Source organism: Crocosphaera watsonii WH 8501, assembly GCF_000167195.1.
In the GTDB taxonomy this organism is placed as follows: Bacteria; Cyanobacteriota; Cyanobacteriia; order Cyanobacteriales; family Microcystaceae; genus Crocosphaera; species Crocosphaera watsonii.
Genome location: NZ_AADV02000005.1, coordinates 154,432 through 180,593 on the forward strand (window position 1 = coordinate 154,432; position 26,162 = coordinate 180,593).

Genomic DNA, 26,162 nt, shown 5'->3' on the forward strand with positions numbered 1-26,162 from the left:
TTATATGTTACCATAAAATATATTTTTTACCATATATTTTTTAATATTTACAGTTTTAACTTGATTACAGATCAGATAAAAAGTCATCTAGTTCTTCTGGAGTAAAGTCCATTTTAGGAAAGTCAAGAGGTTTATATTCTCTTTCTTCACGGAATAAACAATAATTGATGATGTCTTGTAATTTATCACTAAAATTATCCATGAGTTTATCAATAGTTTCTTGAAGACAAACTGACTTACTAAATGTCCAGTCAATGCGCAATTGATTATTCATTATTAGGCTATTTATCTCAATCAAGCAACTTCTTTTATCTCTTTTACTCCTGGCATTGCCACTAGGTTCTTTTGCTATTTTAAAGGTGGATTCTGGAGTAAATAAATTATTGAATTGTCCGAAGTGATTAAAATGAATTTCTGCATTGGGAAGATTTTTTAATTGTTTTTTAATTGCTTTACCTCCTAAATAACGTAAGATTCCATAATTAATACCATGATCAGAAATATTATTTAATTGTTCTTTGATCCTGTTGATTGCCTCTAGATTATTTTCTGCTTTACTTAAATCAAATACTACAGGAAATAAAGTAGTAAACCAACCAATAGTACGGGATAAATCAACATCTTCAAATAAGTTTTCTCGCCCATGTCCTTCTAACTCTATCAGTAATTTCTTTTGTCCTATTAATGTTTCAAAGGTTTGCACTAAAGCAGCAATTAAAACTTCATTAATTTGTATTTGATGGCGACTAGGAATTTCTTTTAATAATCTTTGTGTGTCTTCTTCACTAAAGTTTAGGGATAGAGTTTCCGCCTCACTCATTATATTTTCACCTGTGGGTAAGTCAACAGGTAGAGGGGAAATTGAATTATTAAACATAGTGAGATATTCGTCTAGTTTTGAGGTTATTAATTCAGAATTCACGTAACTTTGTAACTGTTCTGACCAATATTTAAAAGAGGTTGTTTTTTGCGGTAATAATATTTCTTTATTTTGATTTATTTGTTGATAAACTATCTGTAAATCTTCTAGAAAAATACGCCAAGAAAGACCATCAATTACTAAATGGTGCATGACTATTAAGAGGCGACTACTGCGATGATTTCCTAAGTTAAACCAAGCAATTTTAATTAATGGTTCTGTATCTAAAGAAAAGCTAGATTGTATTTGTGTAGCAGTGCTAGAAATAGCTAACTCTAAAACTTGATCGGGTAAGCTGGAGAAATCAATTTCTATAAAGGGAATAATATTATTAAGATCGTTGTTAACTTGTTGCCACCCTAACTCTGTTAGTTCAAAGCTTAAACGTAAAGCGTCATGATGTTCTAATAATTTAGTAATTGCCTGTTGTAAATTTTGTGTATTAATTTGCTGTTCAATTTCTAATAAAATAGCTTGATTCCAATGATGAGGATCTCTTAAATTTTGTTCAAAAAACCAGTTTTGAATAGGGGTTAAGGGAACCACACCAGTGACGGTTCCTTGTTCAGCTTTAATAGTGGATAAACTTTGATTAATAGCTGTAGCTAGTTTAGCAATAGTTTGGTGTTGAAATAAATCTTTTGGTGCAAGCTTTAATCCCATTTGTTTAGCTTTTGCTACCACCTGAATAGCGAGGATAGAATCACCACCTAAAGCAAAGAAATTATCATTAACACTAAGGCGATCGCAGCCTAAAACTTGACTCCAAATAATTGCTAAAGACTTTTCTTGGGGTGTCTCAGGAGCAATAAATTCTTGTTGTATATTAGTATTAATCTCCGGTTCAGGTAAAGCTTTACGGTCTATTTTTCCATTGGGAGTTAAGGGGAGTGAGTCTAAGATTACATATAGAGAGGGAACCATATAATCAGGTAAAGTTTCCTGAAGAAAACGGCGTAAATTTTCTTCTCCTGAAAATGTTGCTGTTGACTCTATAACCAGATATGCAACTAATCTTTTATTACCGTTATTATCTTCTTTGACTGTTGCTACAGCTTGAGCAATATCTGGATGTTTTAATAACTTGTCTTCTACTTCTCCTAACTCAATGCGAAAACCTCTTACTTTTACTTGATAGTCATTGCGGCCTAAATATTCAATTTCACCATCTTCTCGTAATCTTACCCTATCTCCTGTTTTATACAATCTTTCTCCCTCTCCAAAAGGACTGGGAATAAACCTTTCTGCGGTTAATACAGGTTGATGTAAATAACCCCTAGCTAACCCTTTTCCTCCTAAATATAATTCCCCTGGTACACCCATAGGCACCGGTTGCAAATAATGATCTAAAATATAAGCTTGGGTATTAGTAACAGCAAAACCAATACTAGGAGAATTTTGTGTTTCTGGGTTAATTAAAGCTACCGTTGAATAGGTGGTATCTTCAGAAGGTCCGTAAAGGTTAAAGACTTTTTCAACAGGAGAATTTTTGTATAATTTTTGAACAAGATGCTTAGAAAGAGCTTCCCCTGCTAAGTTAATGGTTTTGACGCTGTTGGGAATAGCATTGAGTCTTAATAACTCAGTTGCTGCTGTGGGGACAGTATTAATTAAAGTTACTTTCTCTATATAAGATAACTCAGGTAAAGCGAGAGCATTGTCTACTAAGATAACGCTTCCACCCCAACTTAAGGGAACAAAAATTTCAAATACAGATAAGTCAAAACAGACAGAGGTTGATGCTAATACCCCTGATATTTGTTCTGAGGTAAAGGTGTCTTTTGCCCAGTTTAACAAGGAAGCTGTGCTACTATGGGCGATCGCAACTCCTTTTGGTCTTCCGGTGGAACCTGATGTATAAATAAGATAAGCTAAATTTTGGGGTAAAACGTTAGTAGAAGGGTTAATGATAGGTTGTTCAGTAATTTTATCTTGATCTAAATCTAAATCAACAATTGTCACCCCTGGAGGTTGTAGAATATTACCTTGAGTGATCAGAATAGGTATTTTTGCATCTTCTATCATTAAAGCCAAACGTTCCGAGGGATAATGAGGATCTAATGGTAAATAAGCTCCCCCTGCTTTTAAGATAGCCAGAAGTGTAATAATAAGGTGAGGGGAACGGTTTAAACAGACACCCACAGGGGTTTCCGGTTTCACTCCCAACTGTTGCAGATAATGAGCGAGTTGGTTGGCCTGACTATTTAGTTCGTGATAGGTTAATTGTTGAGTTTCATGGATAAGAGCGATCGCATTAGGAGTATTTTCCACCTGCGTCTCAAATAGTTGATAGATCAAACTCCCAACTCCGGTGTCTCCCAGTCTCCCCATCTCCCCATCTCCCAACTCCGGTGTCTCCCAGTCTCCCCATCTCCCCATCTCCCCATCTCCCAGTCTCCCCATCTCCCAGTCTCCCCATCTCCCAGTCTCCCCATCTCCCAGTCTCCCCATCTCCCCACTCCCCACACTTCCCACACCCAAAGGAAGACTCCACAAAGGTTGCTGAGGGTTAGCAATAATACCTGTAATTAAGGTTTGAAAATGCTCAGCTAAACGCTGTATTCTACTCTCTTCAAAAAGATCGCTATTATATTCAAAAGTAGCAGTTAAACCTTCTTTTGTTTCGCTCATAAACAAGGTTAAATCAAACTTAGCTGTTGTACTCTCAGGTTTTATTGAGGTTAAAGATAAACCAGGTAACTCAATAGACTGCATAGGAATATTTTGCAGCACAAACATTACTTGAAACAAAGGAGTATAACTTAAATCTCTTTCTGGTTGTAATGCTTCCACTAACTGCTCAAAAGGAAGATCCTGATGACTATAAGCACCCAAAGTTGTCTCTTTTACTTGTTGTAATAATTCTAAAAAGGTTATTGTCCCTGATAAACGAGTTCGCAGGGTTAAAGTGTTAGCAAAAAAGCCGATTGATTTTTCAGTTTCCCTATGGTTACGGTTAGCAATAGGAGAACCGACAATAATATCCTCACTATTAGTATAGCGATGTAATAGCACTTTAAACGCTGCCAACAGGATCATAAATAATGTACTATTTTGCTGCTGACTTAACTGTTTTAAAGCGCTAGATATTTCTTCTGACAGTTGAAACGTCAAAGTATTCCCGTTAAAAGTTTGTATGGGGGGACGAGGGCGATCGCTTGGTATTTCTAATAAAGTTGGGGCATTTTCTAACTGTTTTTTCCAGTAAGTTAGTTGTGTTTCTAATGTGTCCCCTTGTAACCATTTTCGCTGCCAAGCTGCAAAGTCTAAATATTGTATGGGAAGTTTCGATAAAGAAGAAGGTTTTTGTTGTGAAAATGCTTGATATAATGCTGCAACTTCTTGAATAAATATACCCACAGACCAAGCATCTGCTACACTATGATGAATTACCAATAGTAATATGTATTCTTCTTCTGCTAACTGGAGCAGTTTAACCCTTAATAAAGGACTTTGCTCTAAGTTAAAAGGTTGTTTTATTGCATCTTCTACTAACTTTTTAGCAGATTCTTCTGAGTGAGGAATATTCTTTAAATCAATAATAGGTAAGTTTAAGGTTATCTTAGAATAAATTATTAGTTGAGGTTTTCCGTCAATAGTTTGAATACCAGTCCGTAAAACCTCATGACGACTAACCACTTCATTGAGACTATTTTGCAGAACAGAAATATCTAGTTTACCTGTTAAACGAACTACACCAGGAATATTATAAAAAGGACTATCAGGTTCAAGTTGTGCCAAAAACCATTGTCTTTGTTGAGCAAAAGATAACGGTAACTCTCCATTACGCTCAATTTTTTCTAAGGGTAAAAATTCTTGTTTTCCTTCTCCTTCAATAGCTTTAGATAAACTGCTAATAGTTGGTTTTTCAAATAATACTCGTAAGGGTAACTCCACTGAAAAAACTTGTCTAACTTGTGACATTACCCTTGTTGCTAGAAGAGAATGTCCACCTAACTCAAAAAAGTTATCTTCTACACTTATTTGACTAACCTTTAAAATAGTTGCCCAAATACCTGCTAAAATTTCTTCTGTTGCTGTTTTTGGAGCAACATAATCTTCACTATTTAATTCTATCTCTGGTAAAGCTTTCCGATCTATTTTTCCATTAGGAGTTAAGGGTAAACTGTCTAACTCCATAAACCGAGAAGGAATCATATAATTAGGTAATTTTTCCCCTAAAAACTCTTTTAAGTACCCGTATAATTTTATTTCACCCATTCTGTTCCCTGTTCCCTCTTCCCTATTCCCTTTCGTTACGATATAAGCAATTAAACTTTCTTCTTTAACAATAACAACAGCTTCTCTTACTTGGGGATGGGTTAATAATATTGTTTCTATTTCCCCTAACTCTAAACGAAAACCTCTTAATTTTACCTGATAATCTATTCTACCTAAATATTCTATTTCTCCGTCTTCTCCATACTTCACTAAATCTCCTGTTTTATACAATCTTTCTCCATCTATCCCCCCTTTTACCCCCTTACTAAGGGGGGTTGGGGGGATCGCAATAAATCTTTCTGCTGTTAACTCTGGCCTGTTTAAATACCCTCTAGCAATCCCCATTCCTCCAATATATAATTCTCCTGGTACACCGATAGGAACTCGATTATAATCTTTATCTAAAATATAAAATTGTGTATTATTAATAGGTTTCCCAAGTCTAACTTTATCTGAGTTTACTTTATAAACCGATGACCAAATAGTTGTTTCAGTTGGTCCGTATAAATTCCAAACTTTCTTAGACTTTTGTTGCAGATATTGTGCTAAACCTGGATCTAATGCTTCCCCACCGCAGAAAATAGTTAAATCTTTTTTTCCTTCCCAACCTGATGAAACTAAGAGTTTCCAAGTAGCAGGAGTTCCTTGCATTACTGTCACTTGATGAGTTTCTAACTGTTGTGCAATACTAACACCATCAACAGCAATATTTCGAGCAACTAATATTAACTTAGCCCCAACTATTAAAGGTAAATATAGTTCCAATGCAGCAATATCAAAGGAAAGGGTAGTAACAGATAATAAGGTATCATTATCTGTCAAACCTGGTTTTTTGCTCATTGAAAGTAAGAAGTTACTTAAGGCACGATGAGGTATTTGTACACCTTTAGGAATACCAGTTGAACCAGATGTATAAATAACATAAGCTAGGTTTTCTCGATTGATTTCTATGTCAATATTTGTATCTTTTTGTTTATTTATTTTCGCTTTAAGTTCCTTAATATCAACGAAGAATTTTATACTCTCCTCACTCCGAACTCCGCTGCGTAGCACGACGAAGTCGCCCTCCGAACTCCCTATTAAATAATTAATTTCTGAATCTTTGATCATAAAATCAAGACGTTTTTCAGGATAATTAGGATCTAGGGGTAAATAGGCTCCACCTACTTTAAGAATAGCTAATAAACTAATTACCATTTCTAAAGAAGGTTCTAAACAAATACCAACTAAAGTCTCAGTTTTAACCCCTAAACTGTGTAAATAATGAGCTAGTTGGTTAGCTTTTTGATTAAGTTGTTGATAGGTTAAAGATTCCTCCTCAAAAACAACAGCAATATTATTAGGTGTTTTCCAAACTTGTACCTCAAATAATCGATGAATAGGGATATATTTATCTTCTTCTATTATCTCCCAGTCTCCCAGTCTCCCAGTCACGAGATCGCCTTCTATTAATAACTGTTTTTCCTCCGAATATGTAAGTAAATTTAATTTTGAAATATGTTGCTCAGAATTATTTATTATTGAATCTAACAATATTTTAAAATTTGCAATCAAACGCTTAATTGTTGACTCTCGAAACAAATCAGTATTATATTCAAAAACACCTCTTAAACCAGAGTCAGTTTCGTACATATCTAAACTTAAATCAAAGCGAGATGTTTGACTTTCCCACGATAATGTCTTCAAAGTCAACCCGGGTAAATTGACCTTTTGACTAGGGGGATTATGCAAAATAAACATCACCTGAAACAGTGGGTTATGGCTTAAATTACGCTCTGGTTGTAAAATTTCGACTAAATATTCAAAAGGCAAATCTTGATGTGCATAAGCACCCAAGGCAACCTCTTTTACTTCACTTAAAAAATCTCTAAAACTAATATGACTTTTAATCTGTGTACGAAACACTAAATTATTAACAAATAAACCAATTAAATTCTCAATTTCAGTGCGGTTACGATTAGCAACAGTAGAACCCACTGAAATATCATTTTGTCCTGTATAACGATACAACAAAATTTTGAAAGCTGCCAACAACGTCATAAAAAGTGTTGTCCCTGCTTGACGTGAAAGGGTTTTCAAACTGTCTGAAACTTCAGGAGAAAGGAAAAATTCCTCAGTTGTCCCCCGAAAGCTTTGAATAGCTGGACGAGGAAAATCTGTAGTTAATTGCAGAATAGGTGGGTGATTCTCTAATTTTTTGCTCCAATACTCTAATTGCTCACTTTTTTCTTTTCCTTGTAACCATTTTCTTTGCCAAACAGCAAAATCAGCGTATTGAATAGGTAAACTAGGTAAGGGGGAAGGTTTTTGTTGAGAAAAAGCTTGATAAATAAGGGCTAATTCTTGAATTAGTACCCGCATTGACCAATAATCAGCAATAATATGATGAACGGTAAATAATAAGACATAATCTTCTTTATCTCTTTGAAAGATAACACTTCTCAATAAGGGCGTTTTCTCTAAGTTAAAGGGTTGTAATGCTTGGTATTTAATATTAGTTTTGATTTCTTTTTCTTGTTCTCTTTTTGATAAATTTTGTACATCTATTAGGGGCATATCTAAGGTTATATCTGAGATTATTTTTTGTTTTGCATCACCCTTAATAACAATGAAAACTGTCCTTAATATTTCATGTCTTCGGATAATTTCATTTAAGCTTTTCTTGAGTATATTTAGATTTAATTTCCCTTTTAATTCTAGAGCAGCAGGAATATTATAGGCAGCATTATCCCCTTGCAAGCTATCTAAAAACCAGAGGCGAGACTGAGCGAATGATAGGGGAAATAATTGTTTTTTTTGTTTCTTTTTTTGTTCTAACTTTGCTAATAGTTGTCTCTTTTCTTCTAAGGAAAGTTGATTAATTGCTGATTGCTTTTTGTTCATTTTATACTTGAACTGTCGATAGTTGTTGCCTAAGTTCTTGTTCTAATGATTCTATTTTAGCTCGAAATTCTGCTTGTAGACTATGGATCTGCCTCCTCAATTCTTTTACTAATGTGGTTAGTGAAGGTTGTTTGTTAGTTCTTGGTACGGATTGACCTTCACTAACTACTTTTTCCATCTCTCGCAACTTCCTTTCCAACCTCTGGATCTCGTTGCGACGTTGGATGGCCTTTTTCATATCCTTGTACGCTTGGCTATCCTTTGAACCCAGATACTTAGCCATTTTGTCTTTAAATTTGCTTTTGGGGCTATTATCTAGCTCAGGCTTTTTTGTGTTAAGGACAGCTTTCATTAAACGGTAGTAGGTGTATTTCTTCCCTTTTTTGGTGATGGTTGAGTACCCAATCCAGGTATTGGGACCAGCTACAGGTCCTGATGCTTTTATCTGGGCGATTCTAGCTTTGATGGCCAGTTGGGTCGACATGATTAACAGTTGGTGAAGGTTATACTTGTATAATATACCTTCACTAACTACTTTGTCAAGAGCGATCGCATCCTAAAAATGCGATCGCATTTTCAGCCACCGAGATGTTACAGAGAAGCAGCAAAAGCAAAGTCAGCAGCACTCAAACTACCAGCATTAATTCCTAGTGCAGCTTAGCAAAAATAATCCACCAGTCACTTATGATCTTTAAAGCCCTTAAATTTCCAAACGAACGGCTTAGCAAAATGTTGATTAAAGTAATCAATAAAATTGAGAATTTTTTGGGATAGTTCTTCAGTTGAACGGACAGTAATTCTTTTGAGTAAACGCCGGACTAAGATCGAAAACCAACACTCAATTTGATTAAGCCACGATGTATGTTTGGGAATATAAACAAAGCGAATTCGATGAGATTCATCTGATAAAAAATCTGCTCTGCTGTCCATAGATTGCAAAATCCCCTCCTTTTCTTTTCTCCCCAAATCAATAGTAATTCCACAGCTTTCTGCTACTAATTTGACTAAGCTTTCCGATTTATGAGTGTTGAGTTTATCTACAATAAAAATCCATTCTGCTTTTTCATCAATCTTAATCGTTCTCTGGATATGTTCAGAAAAATCTTGTTCTGTTCTTGTCGGTCCAATAAAGGGACTAACAACTTTTCCTCTTGCCACATCCCAGTTCGCAATCAAGCTTAAAGTTCCGTGTCTTTCATATTCAAATTCGATTTTTTCTACTTGTTTAGGCTTGATTCTTTTGTTCGGAAATAATCTCTCAAGAGCTTGAATCCCTGTCATTTCATCTGTACTAATTAAATGAATTCCTTGTTCTAACAAAGTTTTAGCTTCTTGATGAAGTTCACAGATATATTTGACTTGCTTTTTAAATTTTAAGGGATCATCAATTTTGGCATTTAACCAGTAACGAACGAGATGTGGTTGTAATGTCGCTTCTTTTTAAAAAACGCCCCACACTACGGGGGGAAATCTTTTCGACAATTCCTCTTTTTATGGCTTCATCCGCCAACTCTGAAGGTGTCCAATGGCTCACTGGTCTGTCTGATTTTTCACATTCTTCACAAGCGATCTCTACAATCTGGACTACTTGTTCGACCGTAAAGGATTTTGTTGTTCCAGGTCTTGGGCGATCGCTTAAAATTCCTTTGATCAAGACCATTAATGCTTTCTCCGTTACCTGTTGTTCTTCGGCGGCACTCAGTTTTTCTCTCTCCTCAAACCATTGCGATCGCCACTGACGCACTTGTACTCGGTCTAATTCTAATCTTCGACTAATCGAACTATTGCTCTCTCCTGATGCTGCGGCTAAGATTAGCTTGGCTCGTCTAACAAGGCGATAGGGGTTTGTTGTCCCTCTCACTATTTGTTGGAGTACTGTTTTCTGTAGGTTGGAGAGGTTAATTGGCAATGCTTTTATCATGGACATCAACTTCGAGATTCTTCCGTTAGTTTCATTGAAACACATTGTCGTGGCTAGTCACGAAAGTTTCTGTAAAAATCTGGTGGATTACTTTCGCCAAGCTGCACTAGAGCGAGATCCACTACATCTAAAATCGACTTTGTTACTTCACTTAACCCTGCCGGACCATCGACAACAATGGCATCATATTTATCGGAAATCGTATCAATGGTTTCAAATAATTGCTCAGGATCTAAGATCGCTTGAGTAGGGATTTTCACTGATTCTAATTGAGATATCCAAGTTGAACTTGATTGTTGAGAATCAGCATCGATTAAAATAACAGAACCATTAAAGGAAAGCTAATAAGCAAAATGTGCCGCTGTGGTGCTTTTGCCACACCCTCCTTTTTGGTTGACTAATCCAATGATCATTACTTTATTTTTTCATAATATTAATTATTTTTAAGAGTACCATCTTCGGTGATCTTGTTGCGCTTTCGCGCGGATCACCGAGAAGAAGAATTCAGGGCAGATCCATGAAAACAACGAAAACAGTGCAGGGGAAAATTGATCCCCTTAATTTCCTGCAACTATCTATTTTCGACTTACCTGTTCAAGATACACCCACAAAACTAAGGTATCCCAATCCCAAGAAAGCTCAGAAATTTAGAGACTTAGCTGACCGAATGCAAAGCCAAATCGATAATAAGCTAAACCCTGCTATTGGTCAACAACGCCCTACCAGGAGACGGGCGAGGATTGCTGCATCTATGAGGGAAGACGGGGAAAAATTGGCTTTAATTCAAGCATGGTTGTATGCAATGGCTGATGCTTTAGATGAAGGCACATTACCCCGTATTCTGTCAGACATTAGCACAAAAACCCAGTTATCCGACTTAGCAGATTTCAGAGACCCCAAGTGGCGCGATGACTCCATCAAACGGGGTCTAGCGGTTGACGGTTGGGCTAGATCGCTGTTACGAGCTAATCTCGGTACAGTTTCTAGTGTCCGCAAAGCGATCTTAGTTTTAGAAGAACTCCATCAAGCCCCCGTCATCGACCCAAAAGTTAAGCAAATAGCTGAAATTGAGCGCAGTTTGATTGGAGCTAAGATTCCTGGGTATTTTCCAACGCCTAAGCCGATTTGTGAGCAAATGGTCAAATTAGCAATACTTCAGCCAGGCATGAGAGTCTGGGAACCATCAGGTGGGAAGGGTGACATTGCCAGTGCTATCAAAGAGGCTGCTGATGTAAACCTAGAAGTCTGTGAACTTAACTATAATCTGAGAGAACTACTCAAACTGAAAGGTTTTAATGTTATTGTCTCTGACTGTTTTGATATTACCACATCCTACGACAGAATACTAATGAATCCACCGTTTGTTAAAGGCAGCGAGATAAATCATATTCGTTATGCTTTTGATCGTCTCGTTGATGGTGGACGGTTGGTAGCCATTGTTCCTGAATCTATTGAATTCCGGAAGGACAAGAAATATCGGGAGTTTCGGGAGTGGTTAGAAGACAAGTGCATCATTAATGATCCGTTGCCACAAGGAAGTTTTCTGAATAGCGATAGATCCACAGGGGTTAACACAAGAATCCTCGTCTTAGAGCGTTAGCTTGCGCTTTGCGCTGTCATCAGGATAATTAGGGATTATCCTGATGACTTACTCCAAATATCAAAGCAAAGTCGTTCCTTTAGAGAATAACTGGCGGTTAAACTGTCTTTTGCCTCACTTGGCTACTATTACCAACCCCAAGGGCGAAAGACATACCAGTTATTTCGGTTTTAATTGCTATGAAGAAGCTAAAGCATTCTCTCAATATCTCACCGAAAATAACCTTTGCTCAAGAGCAATTATTCGTCGGAGTCAAAGGCTATCTTTGTGCAACTACGAGATTAAAAGTTGGGGTGTAGGCTCAGCAATTCTAGTCAGAATATTGAACCAACAGGACTTGCCTCTGATTAATTTTGTAAACCAAGAACAGCAAGTATCTTAAGCCCCAATTTGAAAAACATCTACACCTAATAATACCATGTCTTATACAGAATTTCAACGTCTCGATTGTCAAGGTATTCCTACCATTGAATACCGTGCAGAACCAACAGAACCAATCGTTCCTGAACGAATCCAATTTGATTTTATTCCTCGATTTCCTCATGATCAATATGGTTATTCTGAACCCAAATATGTCTTCCCTGAGCCTGTAATCCTAGTTTCACAATGGCAAGAATGTCAGGACAATCAATACGATTTCTTTGATTATTACGAAGTTTACTATATTTGTGCCTTGGAATTAGTTGAATACAGTTTAACCAGAAAAAGCCTGTACGAAGCACCTTCTTGGAAATACGGAATCCGAGGAACTAACGGCACTAAAGAATTAATTTGGTTTGAAGAAAATGAGTTGATTTCTATCAACGAAATTAATTCAGAAGACCAGGAGTTTTAGATGGATTTAGGAGGACGGTTGTTCTCCTTTTTTTGTTTTTACGCTTCGCGTGAATAGTTGAAACAATTACCCTTGCAATATTATGTCTGATCTCATGTTGCCCGAAGAAATCCGAGCCGAATTCACTGTTAACGCCGACGGTAGCACCACGACCAGTATTCGGGGGGCAGCTCGGTTAATCGGAGTCCCCCACAATAGTTTACTTTATCAACTTAATGGTGGTCGAAAACAACCATCAAAATTATATCAAAAGCTGACTGAGCATGGTTTTGAACCTGGTCAATTTTCTCAAGGTCTTTCTGAAATCGCTTTAACGTTAATCATCGAACACTATAGTTTTGACGCTCGAAAATGTACCTCTCAAGCTCGTCAAGTTTACCGTGCTTTTGCCGCCGTGGGTATTCGTGCTTGGCTATATGAACAACTAGATTATGAAGAAAAACCATCCCCTAATACTAAGATTGTACCCACAATAGAAGAAATCGACCTAGTATTTGCTGGCTTAGAAAAGCTTAATATTGCACCCCAGTTAATTCAGTCAGCCAAATTAACAGCAATTGCTAAAACTTTTCCTCACTTAGGAACGGCAGCCGAAGAAAGTAAACAGTTGCTTTTTGCACATAACCAAGTCGAAGAAATCCCATTATCACCAACGAAACTAGGGAAAATCATTGCTGAGCAATTAGGGTTATCTAAACCCATTTCTGCCCGTCGTATCAACCAAATATTAATCACAGTTGGATTTCAAGATTCCGAAAGAGTTAGCAACTCCAAAGGAAAGACAAAAATCCAATACAAATTGACGAAGTTAGGGGAAGAATACGCACGAATACAGTTAGATACAGCAAGAGGTCACAACAAGACTATTTATGTCATTCGTTGGTTCAAATCAGTTATTCCTATTATTACAGAGGCTATGAACAATGATCAATAACTTCGACGCTCAACATTATGCGTCGCTATATTGCCAATACGATCCCGAATCTGGTAATCGAAACTGGAAAGAACTTCTCGAACAAAACACAGTAGAAACCATTGATTTACTGATTGCTAAAAATGCCCTGAACGCCCAAGAGAAAGAGGTAGAAGTTCAAAGAATCATCTACTATGGTTCACCTTTGGCTCAACAATTAACGGAAGAAAATCGGGTTAGCTACAGTTTTCAGATTACAGCTTATGCTTTATTCCCTAATATCATCTCAGTCAATTTCTTTGATGACAAGTTCAACTCAACGATTCCTAAGCCTAAGTTTTATCTTGGACAACCTATTATTGTTGATACCTTGGAAGGAATGGATGAAACTGATTATATTGTGACAGGAATTGCTTTAAACTATTCCCCAGAAACTAATCCATCTTGGTCTTATTGTGTATTTCCTGAAGCAACAACTGGGTATTTCAGGAAGGGTTAAACAGTTATCTACGTTGAGTCGAAAGATGGCAGAGAAACTATTAACTAGGAAGCGCATTGAAGATATTATTAGGGCTTCTGAGTTATTATCAAAGCCTCTGGTTTTGAATGGTTCTCATCAGACTTAATTGATGTCTCAGGGGATATTTTAAAATGTCCCCTACTCTTGACAAATAAAGGAATTGATTATTTTTAGATTTTGGGTTAGGATAATTCAGATTTATCCCCTCATTTACTTGTCCAAAAATTGTTGAACTTGATGTTCTGATAAAGCCCTCGGTTCTATCTTTTGAAACTGCTCAATCCTCTTAAGATGGATTCTGGCTGATGAGATATTACTAAGTCGCAGTAGCACCATGTCTTTATACATAATATCACTGGGAGATATTTTATCTAAAAATAAATCTCCCAGTTGATTTTTGTCAATTTCAAAATCTAACTGTTTTAAGAACAAATCTCTTTTATTCGGACGACAAGAAACTAAATACCAGTTCATCAATTAAGCCAAGAAAAAAAATTGAATCAATTATATTTTGATTCAATTAATATGTTATCCTATTAACATCATCTAAGTCAATTAGTTGAAATATTTAGTAACTCAAAAAAGCCAACTATCGTGTGTAATATATCTTAACTAACCTAAAGAAAAAGTGACTAAAGCACTACCCATTATCCCTAAAGAAATAGAACAATTAATTGACAATAATATATCCGTTGCTAACCGAGAGGCAGTTCCAGGTTTTACCATCGATGGGGAAACATCAAAAGACCTAGATGATGCTTTATGGTTACAACCAAATCCATCAGGGGCAGTGATATCAGTCCATATTTCTGATGTATCTGCTATTATTCAACCAGGTTCTTCCCTAGAAGCTCATGCACTCTCACAGGTGGAAACTCGCTATCTCGCAACAAAGAATATACCCATGTTTCCCCATGAACTCTCGGAGGATAAATTATCCCTCTTAGAAGATAAATTACGCTTAACTGTGACAATTAGGATCACCTTGGACAGTCACTCTAATATCAAAGAGACTTCACTTCATCTAACCCATTTAACCAGTCTCAAACGATTTTCTTACACTTCAGCAGATGCCTCTCTTCATGACCCCTCATCCCCATTTTTTCAAATGTTACGTTACTGCGAACTATGGGCGCAAAAGTTAGCCTGGAAACGTCAAGATGTCGGTGCAATAGGTTTAAGCAGTGTCGGTGGGGTAAACTTAGACGAAGAGGGGCGCATCCTCACCACCCCACTGTATCATTCACAGCAAATCATCCAAGAATTTATGATTTTGGCTAATACAGCAGTGGCAAGTTTAGCAGAAAAGCATCGATTACCAATCCTTTACCGTAATCATACTGCGAATGCCATTGCCCCCAAAAGTCAAGAATTGATAGAAACTTTGACCACACTGGGTTTACCCGAATTAGTGAGACAGAAGTTGCAAAGTTGGTTAAATCCTGCCACCTATTCTCCTGCGCTTATTGGGCATTTTGCCTTAGCTTTACCAGCGTACACCCATTTTACCTCCCCCATTCGTCGAGTAGCTGATTACGTTAATCACCGTATTCTGAAAGCGGTTTTTATTGAGGGAAAAGATTCTCCCTACACCCTCGATGAACTGGGAGCGATCGCCAAGCAGATCAATAACAAACGCACTGAAGTAAAAGAACAACGAGACGAGCATTTCCGTGAGAAACGACTGAATGAAACAGTGAATATTTTACGAGATAAAGGAAAGATTGAGAATCTTTCAGATAAAGAGTTTTCCCAAATTATTAAAGATAGTTTGAGGGTATCAAAATTAGACAAAATTGTGCCGGAGGCTATCTCTAGGATAGAACAAGGCAACATAAAACCCGTGGATTTATACTATCTAATTTTTGGAGAGTATAACGATTTAGACAGGTTAGAGTTACTCAAAAACCAGATATTAGATTATCTATTCGAGGAACAGGTAGAGGCAACGAAAATTATCCAGATAGCCGCAACAACTAACCAAACAACGGTGGAATATATTGAAAAGACAACCGCATCGGGAAAATTTGCTTTTTGGTCTGTGTTAGAAGGGGAAACCACCGCTATTCCAGGGATGGCCAGTAACAAACAAGCAGCCAAACATCAGGCTAATTATTTATTAATAGAAGGAGTGTTAGATCAGAGTTTAGTGCCACCCCAGTTCATTGATGAAGATTCTTTGCAAGATGTTAGTTCAAAAACACAGATAGTTCCCGTTGAAACAACGGATGAGTCTATGGCTGTTTTAGAAACAGAAGAAATAGACATGGAACTTGTGCCATCGGCAGCATATCAATCTCCTATTGGTTATTTACATGAAACTTTACAGCGAGTAAAAATGAAACGCCCTGATTATTATTACCATCAGGTAGGAAATGACTGGCTTTGTCGTTGTCAGATTCAATGGTTAGATGAACCTCTGATTGAAACAGAAGCTATTGAAGCTTCCAAAAAAGACGCTAAAACTAATGCTTCGTTGAAGGCAATCGTTCACTTAGAAAAATTTGTTGTGGAGGAGTTATCCGATTGAGTCAGTTGACTTGAATTTGGTTTAAGATGATTTTATGCACTTAATTTCAGCAGGTAAACTCAAACAAGTAGCATCCAAATATCCTGATGTAACTAAAACCATAAAAGCCTTTTGTCAAACTATTAAAAAAGCTCAATGGAAAAATTTGATTGAACTTCAACAAGTTTATCGAGAAGCCGAAGCAGTTGGTAACTTTACAGTTTTAAATCTTAAAGGGAATAAATATCGTCTAATTCTCGATATTGACTATGAAGAACAAGTTGCTTATTTCAAATACTTTTTAACTCATGCTGAATATGATAAGGAGAAATGGAAAAATGACCCTTACTTTAAATAAAGAAAATTATCTAAGACTTTTAAAGGAAACTAAGATTATTCCCAAAATTATTGAAACTGAAGAAGAATATAGGGAATACTTAGCTGTGACTGAAAATTTAATGGCTAAGAAAAATCAGCGAACTCTAGAAGAAACCACATTATTTCGTTTACTGGTGAGATTAGTTGAAGATTATGAAGAAAAATTTTTTAATCTAGGAGATTGGAGTGACCTTCCTCCTCATGAAATTTTACAGCATCTGGTAGAATCAAGTGGCATGACCGAAAACGACTTACAAGAGGTGATTAGTTCTGATGGTGAGTTAATTGGAAACCTCCTTAATGGTCAACTAGCTATTAGCTTTGAACAAGCTCAAAAATTAGGAACATATTTTAAGGTTTCGCCTAGTTTATTTTGCCCTTCATAGTGAGATCAAATCAAAGGTTTATCTAAAGTTCACTTAATTTATCGAAGTAATTAGGGTTTGCTGAATAAAAGCAAAACCCTATTCTTTAAAAGGTTACACCCATATTCGCGATCGCAAAAAAGATCAGCTTTGTCGGCTACAAACCGCTATAATTGGTAGAAACACCTCCCAGTTGTTGGTCAAGAACAAATGTATCGAAAAGAGGAGCAACCTTTACCGCCCCCAGAAAAATTTGAATTACCTTTCGAGGTCAAATTGTCCCCCAATAATCGTTGGGTAATCATGGCAGAGTTGATACCTTGGGATGATTTTGAGGAAGAATATGCTAAACTTTTTTCAGCAGAAAAAGGTGCGCCAGCCAAACTATTTAGAATGGCATTAGGGACATTAATTATTAAGGAAAAATTAGGAACAAGTGATAGAGAAACTATAGAACAGATTAGAGAAAATCCCTATCTACAATACTTTATAGGTTTAAATTGTTATCAACAAGAGCCACCACTGGAATCTTCAATGCTAGTTCATTTTAGGAAAAGAATTGATGGAGAATTGATAAATAAAATCAATAAAAAAATAGTAAAAAGAGAAATAGACAAGAGTGATAAAGAAGTAAAAAAAAAGGATTGTCTCCAAGAAAAAGGAGAAAAAATAAAAAATAAAGGTAAACTAATTTTAGATGCGACTTGTGCGCCAACAGACATCAAATACCCAACGGATTTAGGCATATTAAATCAAGCCAGAATTGAGACAGAAAGAATAATAGATAATCTTTATAAACCATTAAGAGTAAAATTGAGAAAAAAGCCGAGAACTTCTAGAATAATCGCTAGAAAGGAATACTTAAAAGTAGCTAAAAAACGAAAAGTATCTTATCAAGAAAGAAGAAAAGCTATCGGGAAACAGTTAAAATACCTTAAGAAAAATTTAGGAAATATAGAAGACTTAATTCAAGCTGGGGCTTCCCTGGAAAATCTGAGTAAAAGACAGAAAAATTGTCTAGAGACTATCAAAAAAGTTTATGAACAACAACAGTCAATGTGGGAGAATAAGACCCAGAGTGTTCCTCAAAGAATTGTAAGTTTAACTCAACCGCATATTCGTCCAATAGTGAGGGGAAAAGCAGGAAAACCAATAGAGTTTGGAGCTAAACTCTCAGTAAGCTGTGTAGATAACTATGTGTTTCTAGACAAAATAAGTTGGGAAAACTTCAATGAATCTTGTCATTTAAAAGAACAAGTAGAAAAGTATAAAGAAACGTTTGGCTATTATCCCGAATCCGTCCATGTAGATAAAATTTATCGAACTAGGGAAAACAGAAATTGGTGTAAGGAAAGAGGGATAAGAATCAGTGGTCCGAAGTTAGGAAGACCTCCGAAAAATGTCAGTGAAGAAGAAAAGAAACAAGCCCACTCCGATGAATGCTTCCGTAATGCTATTGAGGGAAAGTTTGGACAAGCTAAACGAAGATTTAGCCTAAATCTCGTGATGACAAAACTCCCTGAAACCTCCATTACATCTATTGCTATTACATTTTTAGTTGTCAATCTTTCTAAACTTCTGAGGCAGTTTTTGTCGCTTTTTTTGTCCTTATTTACTAACAATAGAACAGGGGAACTCATCAAACCGCCTTTCATTAATTTTGATTATACTTTAAACAATTTTTATGTACTAAAACTTATTGATTTGTCAGAAAATTCTTGGTCAAAGGTGGCATAAATTTTGGAGAAACTTTTTCAGCAAACCCGAATTAGACTCTTAATTTGTTTGGCTCTCAGGTGGACATCTTGACTGGTCTTAAGTTCGGAATGTGATGACATTAGCCTTAACTGTAACAAACAACCTCTTTTGATGTTAGCGTATATATTCCGCTAATTTATAAGGTAATAAATTTTAAAAATGACCAAAAATGAAACGGCTACGTCTGTCGAGGAATTCCTGGTGTGGAGGTCTAACCTCTTCCAAGGACTAAAAGCTAGAAAAGAAACTATTATAGAATTACTCGATGCCCTCTCCAGTAACCAACAAGCTCACTCAGTCGTTGAATTGTCTCTCAATCCTTTATTTAGAAGAGATTATAACAGTTTATATAGAGGAATTCAAGAGTTTTTACCCACTCAAACTGACCCTAATTATGAACAGAGAATTGAGACTTTATTTTCAGCGGTATCGAGAACAATTCCTCCCACTTCAAAACATTATAACTTATTTGGTATTGACACAACTCCCTGTCCACGACGGTTTGCCGAAACGTTAGCGGATAAAACCTTTATTCATTACCCCAATCCAATTAAGGGAAATAAACCCATTAATATTGGACATTGTTATTCCGTTGTCTGCGCTTTACCTGACCAAATAGACACAGAAAAAGTCCCTTGGGCTGTCCCCTTATCAGGAGAGCGATTCCCCTCTAAACATAAAGGAGTAAATCAAGGCAATCAACAACTAAAAAAATCTGGCAAAGTTCTTTATTTTCTGATAAATTATCTGTCTTAGTGGCTGATAGTGACTACAGCCAAAAGGATTTTATTGGGGAACAAGTTAAGCATGAAGACGTAGTTACTATTACAAGAGTTAGAAGTGACCGAGTTTTTTATCGTCAATTTATTCGGGACCCAAATCAAGCCAAAACTTCGGGACATCCCCGTTGGTATGGGGATAAATTTGACCTTAAAGATGACCAAACTTGGACTGAACATGATGAAGTTCATCATGTTCCCTTTACAACGAAAAAAGGTCGTCAATTAACAGTGACTATTTCGGGATGGAAACAGATGTTAATGAGAGGAACTAAAAACTATAAAATGAACAATCACCCCTTTACTTTACTCCAGATTGTTGTCAGAGATCAAGAAAGAAATAGTATTTGGAAACCTATGTGGCTTATTGTTATTGGTTCTCGGCGCGATGAGTTAAGTTTAGTTGATTGTTATCAGTGTTATCGACAACGTTATGACATGGAACATCTTTTTCGATTTGGTAAACAAAGATTATTGATGACATCTTATTTAACTCCCGATGTACATCATGAAGAAAATTGGTTTAAACTAACACTTCTTTCTTATGTAAATTTGTGGGCTGCCAGAAAATTAGCTGTGGTTTTACCCCGTGATTGGGAACAGTATTTGAAGACTAATAAATCCATCAAAATCACCCCTAGTCTAGTTCAAAGAGACTTTTCAAGAATAATTACGACCTTGGGGACTTTCGCCAAATTTCCCAAACGTCGAGGTTTTTCTTCCGGACGTATTAAAGGTTACAAAAAAGCCCCACGAACTCGTCATGATGTTATCAAGAAAGGGAGCAAAAAATCAACTGAAAACTTAAAAGCTCCTTAGTTTTCCTCAGAATCTATAGATTAGCCCTATTTGTCAGCCAATTTTATTGACTGATACAGAGCCGATATTTTGGGATTTTAGTTTAGCGTAAAATATACGCTAACAAACTTTTTTTGTCCAAAGTCCAAACAGTATTGGATGTATTCAGAATTGATCATCCTGACTATGAAAAACCTTTGTTGTTGGCAACCATTGCCCGAGAGCTAACTACTGAACAGATTTGGTTGGGGTATAAGCATCGCTTCCCCGTGGAAACTAACTTCTATGTTGCCCAGGATAGTGCGGGGATGGAAATGCCCAGAGCCTGGACTGAGAATGCTATTAAGCGTCGTATCAGTTTAGCGATGCTAGCTGGGTTTGTACTCAAAGCGATCGCCGCCATGTCTGAACCTCTATCAATTGGACCCTGGGATCGAAGACCTCAACCCACGGCTGGTAGGTTAGCCAATTATCTTGATATTCATATCCATAATTTTCTGGCACTTGCTCTGAGCGGGGTCAAACCAAGAAACTACAAAAAAATTCCAACTCCTCAGAAGAGTAAGGGTTTGCCGTTGCCAGATACGGCTTAGATTGGTAAAACACGAGTTTATTAAATGAAATAACCGTGATTGATTAAGCCATGAATATAGAAGAAATTTTAAGTCAACTGAAATCAGAAGATTCTACTTTTCCACGAAAAGCTTTCTTCAGAGGCTATCAAACAGCGAGAAGAAATAACCCCTCATCTATTAAAGATTATAGAGGATGTTAATCATGATAGCTCTGAGTTGTTGAACAGAGAAGGGGATTTGTCGTTAATCTATGCTCTGTTTTTATTAGCACAATTTAGAGAAACATCAGCTTACCCACTAATTGTTAGATTAGTATCAAAGAATGAACAAGTGATTGAGGATTTACTGGGAGATTTAGTCACGGAAGATTTAGGAAGAATCTTAACGTCTGTTTATGACGGAAGATTAGATTTAATTCAGGAGCTTATAGAAAATCATTCTCTTTACGAATATGTGAGGACAGCTGCCATTAAATGTTTAACAATTTTGGTGGCACATAAATCATTATCCAGAGAAGTTGTGATTAATTATTTTCGATTATTGTTTAACAGTAAACTTAAAAAAGATGGCTCTTATGTTTGGACATCTTTAGTTTGTGAAAGCACTAATCTATGTCCCAAAGAATTAGAAATAGAAATCAGAAAAACATTTGAAGCAGACCTAATTGAACCTTTTTTTATTAATTTAAAAGATGTAGAAAAATCTCTCAAGACAAATATAAACCAATCTTTATCTTCTCTGAGAAAAAATCGTCACTATTCTTTGATTAACAACACTATAGCTGAGATAGAAGGCTGGGCTTGTTTTAAGCATGAACCGTCGAAAAAAACTATTTCTACCGAAGAAGTCGCTCCGAGTTTTTCGGGCTTAGTTGACAAAGTGAATCGTGACCGCAAGAAAGCGAAGAAATCTCAGAAGAAAAAGAAAGGCTTTGGATAAAACTAAATCTTAAGTAGGGTTTGCTGAATAAAAGCAAAACCCTATTCTTTAAAAGGTTACACCCATATTCGCGATCGCAAAAAAGATCAGCTTTGTCGGCTACAAACCGCTATAATTGGTAGAAACACCTCCCAGTTGTTGGTCAAGAACAAATGTATCGAAAAGAGGAGCAACCTTTACCGCCCCCAGAAAAATTTGAATTACCTTTCGAGGGCAAATTGTCCCCCAATAATCGTTGGGTAATCATGGCAGAGTTGATACCTTGGGATGATTTTGAGGAAGAATATGCTAAACTTTTTTCAGCAGAAAAAGGTGCGCCAGCCAAACTATTTAGAATGGCATTAGGGACATTAATTATTAAGGAAAAATTAGGAACAAGTGATAGAGAAAATATAGAACAGATTAGAGAAAATCCCTATCTACAATACTTTATAGGTTTAAATTGTTATCAACAAGAGCCACCACTGGAATCTTCAATGCTAGTTCATTTTAGGAAAAGAATTGATGGAGAATTGATAAACAAAATCAATAAAAAAATAGTAAAAAGAGAAATAGACAAGAGTGATAAAGAAGTAAAAAAAAAGGATTGTCTCCAATAAAAAGGAGAAAAAATAAAAAATAAAGGTAAACTAATTTTAGATGCGACTTGTGCGCCAGCAGACATCAAATACCCAACGGATTTAGGCATATTAAATCAAGCCAGAATTGAGACAGAAAGAATAATAGATAATCTTTATAAACCATTAAGAGTAAAATTGAGAAAAAAGCCGAGAACTTCTAGAAAAATTGCTAGAAAGGAATACTTAAAAGTAGCTAAAAAACGAAAAGTATCTTATCAAGAAAGAAGAAAAGCTATCGGGAAACAGTTAAAATACCTTAAGAAAAATTTAGGAAATATAGAAGACTTAATTCAAGCTGGGGCTTCCCTGGAAAATCTGAGTAAAAGACAGAAAAATTGTCTAGAGACTATCAAAAAAGTTTATGAACAACAACAGTCAATGTGGGAGAATAAGACCCAGAGTGTTCCTCAAAGAATTGTAAGTTTAACTCAACCGCATATTCGTCCAATAGTGAGGGGAAAAGCAGGAAAACCAATAGAGTTTGGAGCTAAACTCTCAGTAAGCTGTGTAGATAACTATGTGTTTCTAGACAAAATAAGTTGGGAAAACTTCAATGAATCTTGTCATTTAAAAGAACAAGTAGAAAAGTATAAAGAAACGTTTGGCTATTATCCCGAATCCGTCCATGTAGATAAAATTTATCGAACTAGGGAAAACAGAAATTGGTGTAAGGAAAGAGGGATAAGAATCAGTGCTCCGAAGTTAGGAAGACCTCCGAAAAATGTCAGTGAAGAAGAAAAGAAACAAGCCCACTCCGATGAATGCTTCCGTAATGCTATTGAGGGAAAGTTTGGACAAGCTAAACGAAGATTTAGCCTAAATCTCGTGATAACAAAACTACCTGAAACCTCCATTACATCTATTGCTATTACATTTTTTGTTGTCAATCTTTCTAAACTTCTGAGGCAGTTTTTGTCGCTTTTTTTGTCCTTATTTACTAATAATAGAACAGGGGAACTTATCAAACCGCCTTTCATTAATTTTGATTATACTTTAAACAATTTTTATGTACTAAAACTTATTGATTTGTCAGAAAATTCTTGGTCAAAAGTGGCATAAATTTTGGAGAAACTTTTTCAGCAAACCCTACAATAAAAATCCATTCTGCTTTTTCATCAATCTTAATCGTTCTCTGGATATGTTCAGAAAAATCTTGTTCTGTTCTTGTCGGTCCAATAGAGGGACTAACAACTTTTCCTCTTGCCACATCCCAGTTCGCAATCAAGCTTAAAGTTCCGTGTCTTTCATATTCAAATTCGATTTTTTCTACTTGTTTAGGCTTGATTCTTTTGTTCGGAAATAATCTCTCAAGAGCTTGAATCCCTGTCATTTCATCTGTACTAATTAAATGAATTCCTTGTTCTAACAAAGTTTTAGCTTCTTGATGAAGTTCACAGATATATTTGACTTGCTTTTTAAATTTTAAGGGATCATCAATTTTGGTATTTAACCAGTAACGAACGAGATGTGGTTGTAATGTCGCTTCTTTTTAAAAAACGCCCCACACTACGGGGGGAAATCTTTTCGACAATTCCTCTTTTTATGGCTTCATCCGCCAACTCTGAAGGTGTCCAATGGCTCACTGGTCTGTCTGATTTTTCACATTCTTCACAAGCGATCGCTACAATCTGGACTACTTGTTCGACCGTAAAGGATTTTGTTGTTCCAGGTCTTGGGCGATCGCTTAAAATTCCTTTGATCAAGACCATTAATGCTTTCTCCGTTACCTGTTGTTCTTCGGCGGCACTCAGTTTTTCTCTCTCCTCAAACCATCGCGATCGCCACTGACGCACTTGTACTCGGTCTAATTCTAATCTTCGACTAATCGAACTATTGCTCTCTCCTGATGCTGCGGCTAAGATTAGCTTGGCTCGTCTAACAAGGCGATAGGGGTTTGTTGTCCCTCTCACTATTTGTTGGAGTACTGTTTTCTGTAGGTTGGAGAGGTTAATTGGCAATGCTTTTATCATGGACATCAACTTCGAGATTCTTCCGTTAGTTTCATTGAAACACATTGTCGTGGCTAGTCACGAAAGTTTCTGTAAAAATCTGGTGGATTACTTTCGCCAAGCTGCACTAGGTTTATGAAACCCCTAATTTTTTTTAGCTGATGGTGGGCAATGCCCACCCTACTATTTTAACGAGTGACAGGGGTAGCGGTTTCTGTTGCTTCTGGGGAAATTTGTTGCAGTTGGTCTTTGCGTTTTCCTTCACCAATACCAGTAACTAATCGCGCACCACGACCACGGGTAAAGTAATTCCAACCCCATTGCACCATCACCACCAATTTGTTATCAAATTCGATGAGATAGTAAATGTGGGCCCAAACCCAAACAAACCAAGCCAAGAACCCTGAGAACTTGGCAAAGCCTAAATTAACCACCGCTTTATTCTGACCAATAACCGCCATATTGCCATAATCTTTATAGATAAATTGGGGTAAAGACTCTCCTTGAAGACGTTTCTTGATTAATTTAGCAACATAAGCCCCCTGTTGCATGGCTACTGGTGCCACTCCAGGTAAAGGCCGTTCTCCCTGGTGAGGAAAATTAGCCAGATCCCCGATCACAAAGATATCAGAATGGCCAGGAATACTCAGATCCGGTTCGACAATAACTCGTCCAGCACGGTCTAATTCTACCCCGGTGCGTTCCGCTAATACCTTGCCCATTTTCGACGCTTTAACCCCTGCAGCCCATAAAATGGTACGGGAGTTAATTTGTTTAATTTGTTCACCTTGACGCACCGTTACCACGTGGTCATTGATATCCGTTACCATAGACTGGGTTTGGACTGTGACCCCTAAATGGCGTAAATCTTCGGCTGCTTTAGCAGATAATTCAGGAGGATAAGGAGGAAGTACCCGATCTAACCCTTCAATGAGTAGAATTTTGGCTTCTTTAGGATCGATACTGCGAAAATCACCAGCCAAAGCCCCGTGAGCAATTTCTGCGATCGCCCCGGCCAATTCTACCCCAGTGGGTCCACCGCCAACAATAACGAAAGTTAACCAAGCTTGACGCTTGACGGGATCGGTTTCTTTTTCCGCTGCTTCAAAGGCCATAAAGATACGGCGACGAATTTCGATAGCATCCTCAATAGTTTTTAACCCAGGTGCTAAAGTTTCCCATTGATCATTACCAAAATAGTGATGAGAGACCCCTGTAGCCAAAATTAAGGTGTCATAGGGAATAGGTTCGTGATCATCGAGGATGACTTCTTTTTTCTCAGGATCGAGATCGATGACATGATCCAAAAGAACTTTAGTATTTTTATGTTGACTTAAAACTAACCGTAAAGGAGAAGCAATATCCGCCGGAGACAGACCTCCTGTAGCCACTTGATACAGTAAAGGTTGAAAGAGATGAAAATTTCGTTTATCGATGAGAGTCACGTCTACAGAGGAATTTTTCAGGTCTTGAGCCGTATATAAGCCCCCAAAACCCCCACCAACAATGACAACGTTTGTTTTATTTTTCAAAGTTTTAGTATCCATAACTGTTTTAAACTCCTGTTGCCCGAAATCAGACAACTAACTTGCCTCACCCATAGTGTAAAGCTAATGTAAACAGAATTAAGTAACTAGGGTTACATCGATTAAACCATCGCGTCAAGTTCCTTAAAAATGT

19 protein-coding genes and 3 pseudogenes are annotated in these 26,162 nt (G+C 36.8%); 13 read left to right on the top strand and 9 right to left on the bottom strand.

Features of this window, described 5'->3' with window-relative positions; translation table 11 throughout:
* Positions 1 to 64: 64 nt before the first annotated feature.
* The 5 genes from CWATDRAFT_RS39670 to CWATDRAFT_RS39675 all read right to left on the bottom strand — a co-directional run bounded on the left by CWATDRAFT_RS39670 (position 65) and on the right by CWATDRAFT_RS39675 (position 10,204).
* Positions 65 to 8,023: a non-ribosomal peptide synthetase gene (locus CWATDRAFT_RS39670; protein WP_007304969.1), complete on the bottom strand. Its 7,959-nt coding sequence runs from the start codon at positions 8,021 to 8,023 to the stop codon at positions 65 to 67.
* A gap of 1 nt (position 8,024) precedes the next feature.
* Positions 8,025 to 8,507 (bottom strand): hypothetical protein, encoded by a 483-nt coding sequence (locus CWATDRAFT_RS10485; protein WP_007304968.1) that lies wholly within the window; start codon positions 8,505 to 8,507, stop codon positions 8,025 to 8,027.
* A gap of 194 nt (positions 8,508 to 8,701) precedes the next feature.
* On the bottom strand, positions 8,702 to 9,343 hold the full coding sequence (locus CWATDRAFT_RS10490; protein ID WP_007304967.1) for a transposase: 642 nt from the start codon (positions 9,341 to 9,343) through the stop codon (positions 8,702 to 8,704).
* A gap of 64 nt (positions 9,344 to 9,407) precedes the next feature.
* Complete coding sequence (locus CWATDRAFT_RS10495) at positions 9,408 to 9,989, bottom strand: helix-turn-helix domain-containing protein (protein ID WP_007304966.1); 582 nt, start codon at positions 9,987 to 9,989, stop codon at positions 9,408 to 9,410.
* An 8-nt stretch (positions 9,990 to 9,997) separates the two neighbouring features.
* On the bottom strand, positions 9,998 to 10,204 hold the full coding sequence (locus CWATDRAFT_RS39675; protein ID WP_232287067.1) for a ParA family protein: 207 nt from the start codon (positions 10,202 to 10,204) through the stop codon (positions 9,998 to 10,000).
* Between the two features lie 257 nt (positions 10,205 to 10,461).
* Between CWATDRAFT_RS39675 and CWATDRAFT_RS10505 the strand changes: the two genes are divergently transcribed.
* The 4 genes from CWATDRAFT_RS10505 to CWATDRAFT_RS10525 all read left to right on the top strand — a co-directional run bounded on the left by CWATDRAFT_RS10505 (position 10,462) and on the right by CWATDRAFT_RS10525 (position 13,791).
* Entirely contained in the window at positions 10,462 to 11,544 is a 1,083-nt protein-coding gene (locus CWATDRAFT_RS10505) for a DNA methyltransferase family protein (RefSeq protein ID WP_007304932.1), read from the top strand.
* 418 nt (positions 11,545 to 11,962) lie between these two features.
* Positions 11,963 to 12,379 (top strand): hypothetical protein, encoded by a 417-nt coding sequence (locus CWATDRAFT_RS10515; RefSeq protein WP_007304933.1) that lies wholly within the window; start codon positions 11,963 to 11,965, stop codon positions 12,377 to 12,379.
* An 82-nt stretch (positions 12,380 to 12,461) separates the two neighbouring features.
* Positions 12,462 to 13,313 (top strand): hypothetical protein, encoded by an 852-nt coding sequence (locus CWATDRAFT_RS10520; protein ID WP_007304934.1) that lies wholly within the window; start codon positions 12,462 to 12,464, stop codon positions 13,311 to 13,313.
* Positions 13,303 to 13,791 (top strand): hypothetical protein, encoded by a 489-nt coding sequence (locus CWATDRAFT_RS10525; RefSeq protein WP_007304935.1) that lies wholly within the window; start codon positions 13,303 to 13,305, stop codon positions 13,789 to 13,791. Before CWATDRAFT_RS10520 ends, CWATDRAFT_RS10525 begins: the two co-directional genes overlap by 11 nt.
* A 231-nt stretch (positions 13,792 to 14,022) precedes the next feature.
* Here CWATDRAFT_RS10525 and CWATDRAFT_RS10530 read toward each other — a convergent pair whose 3' ends face one another.
* Positions 14,023 to 14,286, bottom strand: coding sequence for a hypothetical protein (locus CWATDRAFT_RS10530; RefSeq protein WP_007310311.1), 264 nt, complete (start codon positions 14,284 to 14,286; stop codon positions 14,023 to 14,025).
* 154 nt (positions 14,287 to 14,440) lie between these two features.
* On the opposite strand from CWATDRAFT_RS10530, the gene CWATDRAFT_RS10535 reads away from it, so the two are divergent.
* The 9 genes and pseudogenes from CWATDRAFT_RS10535 to CWATDRAFT_RS35730 all read left to right on the top strand — a co-directional run bounded on the left by CWATDRAFT_RS10535 (position 14,441) and on the right by CWATDRAFT_RS35730 (position 23,592).
* Positions 14,441 to 16,342 (top strand): RNB domain-containing ribonuclease, encoded by a 1,902-nt coding sequence (locus tag CWATDRAFT_RS10535; protein WP_007304936.1) that lies wholly within the window; start codon positions 14,441 to 14,443, stop codon positions 16,340 to 16,342.
* Between the two features lie 34 nt (positions 16,343 to 16,376).
* On the top strand, positions 16,377 to 16,679 hold the full coding sequence (locus CWATDRAFT_RS10540; protein ID WP_007304937.1) for a type II toxin-antitoxin system HigB family toxin: 303 nt from the start codon (positions 16,377 to 16,379) through the stop codon (positions 16,677 to 16,679).
* Positions 16,660 to 17,085 (top strand): helix-turn-helix domain-containing protein, encoded by a 426-nt coding sequence (locus CWATDRAFT_RS10545; RefSeq protein WP_007304938.1) that lies wholly within the window; start codon positions 16,660 to 16,662, stop codon positions 17,083 to 17,085. The genes CWATDRAFT_RS10540 and CWATDRAFT_RS10545 overlap by 20 nt, the downstream gene beginning before the upstream one ends.
* A 189-nt stretch (positions 17,086 to 17,274) precedes the next feature.
* On the top strand, positions 17,275 to 18,801 hold the full coding sequence (locus CWATDRAFT_RS10550) for an IS5-like element ISCwa2 family transposase (RefSeq protein WP_007304939.1): 1,527 nt from the start codon (positions 17,275 to 17,277) through the stop codon (positions 18,799 to 18,801).
* Positions 18,802 to 18,981: 180 nt separating this feature from the next.
* A pseudogene (locus CWATDRAFT_RS39680) lies at positions 18,982 to 20,420 on the top strand (NF041680 family putative transposase).
* Positions 20,421 to 20,533: 113 nt separating this feature from the next.
* A complete protein-coding gene (locus tag CWATDRAFT_RS35725; protein ID WP_007304942.1) occupies positions 20,534 to 20,992 on the top strand; it encodes a hypothetical protein in 459 nt (152 codons plus the stop codon).
* Positions 20,993 to 21,042: 50 nt separating this feature from the next.
* Positions 21,043 to 21,174, top strand: a complete 132-nt coding sequence (locus tag CWATDRAFT_RS41000; RefSeq protein ID WP_268742257.1) for a hypothetical protein — start codon at positions 21,043 to 21,045, stop codon at positions 21,172 to 21,174.
* Complete coding sequence (locus tag CWATDRAFT_RS10565) at positions 21,161 to 21,913, top strand: DUF1186 domain-containing protein (protein ID WP_326997413.1); 753 nt, start codon at positions 21,161 to 21,163, stop codon at positions 21,911 to 21,913. Before CWATDRAFT_RS41000 ends, CWATDRAFT_RS10565 begins: the two co-directional genes overlap by 14 nt.
* Before the next feature lie 152 nt (positions 21,914 to 22,065).
* Positions 22,066 to 23,592, top strand: a pseudogene (locus tag CWATDRAFT_RS35730) (IS5-like element ISCwa2 family transposase).
* Positions 23,593 to 23,620: 28 nt separating this feature from the next.
* Here CWATDRAFT_RS35730 and CWATDRAFT_RS10580 read toward each other — a convergent pair.
* The 3 genes and pseudogenes from CWATDRAFT_RS10580 to CWATDRAFT_RS10590 all read right to left on the bottom strand — a co-directional run.
* A pseudogene (locus CWATDRAFT_RS10580) lies at positions 23,621 to 23,902 on the bottom strand (hypothetical protein); the annotation flags it as partial.
* 64 nt (positions 23,903 to 23,966) lie between these two features.
* Positions 23,967 to 24,548: a helix-turn-helix domain-containing protein gene (locus CWATDRAFT_RS10585; protein WP_007304963.1), complete on the bottom strand. Its 582-nt coding sequence runs from the start codon at positions 24,546 to 24,548 to the stop codon at positions 23,967 to 23,969.
* Between the two features lie 122 nt (positions 24,549 to 24,670).
* Positions 24,671 to 26,029 (bottom strand): NAD(P)/FAD-dependent oxidoreductase, encoded by a 1,359-nt coding sequence (locus tag CWATDRAFT_RS10590; RefSeq protein WP_007304962.1) that lies wholly within the window; start codon positions 26,027 to 26,029, stop codon positions 24,671 to 24,673.
* Between the last annotated feature and the right edge of the window lie 133 nt (positions 26,030 to 26,162).

What these genes read in the sequence shown, in the direction of transcription:
- CWATDRAFT_RS39670 (WP_007304969.1), bottom strand. Translation starts at nt 8,023, where the DNA reads ATGAACAAAAAGCAATCAGCAATTAATCAACTTTCCTTAGAAGAAAAG.
- CWATDRAFT_RS10520 (WP_007304934.1), top strand. Translation starts at nt 12,462, where the DNA reads ATGTCTGATCTCATGTTGCCCGAAGAAATCCGAGCCGAATTCACTGTT.
- CWATDRAFT_RS10550 (WP_007304939.1), top strand. Translation starts at nt 17,275, where the DNA reads ATGTATCGAAAAGAGGAGCAACCTTTACCGCCCCCAGAAAAATTTGAA.
- CWATDRAFT_RS41000 (WP_268742257.1), top strand. Translation starts at nt 21,043, where the DNA reads ATGAATATAGAAGAAATTTTAAGTCAACTGAAATCAGAAGATTCTACT.
- CWATDRAFT_RS10495 (WP_007304966.1), bottom strand. Translation starts at nt 9,989, where the DNA reads ATGTGTTTCAATGAAACTAACGGAAGAATCTCGAAGTTGATGTCCATG.
- CWATDRAFT_RS10505 (WP_007304932.1), top strand. Translation starts at nt 10,462, where the DNA reads ATGAAAACAACGAAAACAGTGCAGGGGAAAATTGATCCCCTTAATTTC.
- CWATDRAFT_RS10485 (WP_007304968.1), bottom strand. Translation starts at nt 8,507, where the DNA reads ATGTCGACCCAACTGGCCATCAAAGCTAGAATCGCCCAGATAAAAGCA.
- CWATDRAFT_RS10585 (WP_007304963.1), bottom strand. Translation starts at nt 24,548, where the DNA reads ATGTGTTTCAATGAAACTAACGGAAGAATCTCGAAGTTGATGTCCATG.
- CWATDRAFT_RS10525 (WP_007304935.1), top strand. Translation starts at nt 13,303, where the DNA reads ATGATCAATAACTTCGACGCTCAACATTATGCGTCGCTATATTGCCAA.
- CWATDRAFT_RS10545 (WP_007304938.1), top strand. Translation starts at nt 16,660, where the DNA reads ATGACCCTTACTTTAAATAAAGAAAATTATCTAAGACTTTTAAAGGAA.
- CWATDRAFT_RS10590 (WP_007304962.1), bottom strand. Translation starts at nt 26,029, where the DNA reads ATGGATACTAAAACTTTGAAAAATAAAACAAACGTTGTCATTGTTGGT.
- CWATDRAFT_RS10530 (WP_007310311.1), bottom strand. Translation starts at nt 14,286, where the DNA reads ATGAACTGGTATTTAGTTTCTTGTCGTCCGAATAAAAGAGATTTGTTC.
- CWATDRAFT_RS10515 (WP_007304933.1), top strand. Translation starts at nt 11,963, where the DNA reads ATGTCTTATACAGAATTTCAACGTCTCGATTGTCAAGGTATTCCTACC.
- CWATDRAFT_RS10540 (WP_007304937.1), top strand. Translation starts at nt 16,377, where the DNA reads ATGCACTTAATTTCAGCAGGTAAACTCAAACAAGTAGCATCCAAATAT.